Source organism: Salinimicrobium oceani (assembly GCF_012037645.1).
Window position 1 is genome coordinate 1 of record NZ_JAAVJR010000647.1, and the last position, 445, is coordinate 445.

Here is a 445-nt window from a genome sequence, read left to right on the forward strand (position 1 = left end):
TTTCCCCCACTCATCCAGTTCAAAAGTTTTGATCAATCCATATTCCAGGAGGTAAATACTGGAAGCTGTGCGACCTTCAAGAAAGATCTCTTCGTCCTTTTCTGCTTCTAATTGTTCCCCATAGGTACGAAAGAAATTCTTTAAATGTTCAAGTTGATCCTGCCGGATAATTTGTGATGGTTCTGTTCTGTTTTTAAGCTGAAGATCTTTTTTCTCAAGGCGTTTTTCTACTGCGACAATGAGATCTCTTTCATCAAAAGGTTTGGGAATATAATCTTCAGCCCCCATATTCATGCCTTTTCGTATATCACACAGATTTGACCTGGCAGAAAGAAAAATGAATGGGATCTTTGAGGTTTTTTGATGTTTTTGCAACTCTTCATAAACCTGGTATCCATCCCACTGCGGCATCATAATGTCCGAAATTATTAGATCGGGCTCCTCC

Annotated in this window: 1 protein-coding gene; it reads right to left on the reverse strand. The window is 39.3% G+C overall.

The features are described 5' to 3' along the window. Positions 1-429: response regulator (locus HC175_RS18695; RefSeq protein ID WP_317172364.1), on the reverse strand; the 429-nt coding region annotated here is incomplete at its 3' end. Positions 430-445: the final 16 nt, after the last annotated feature.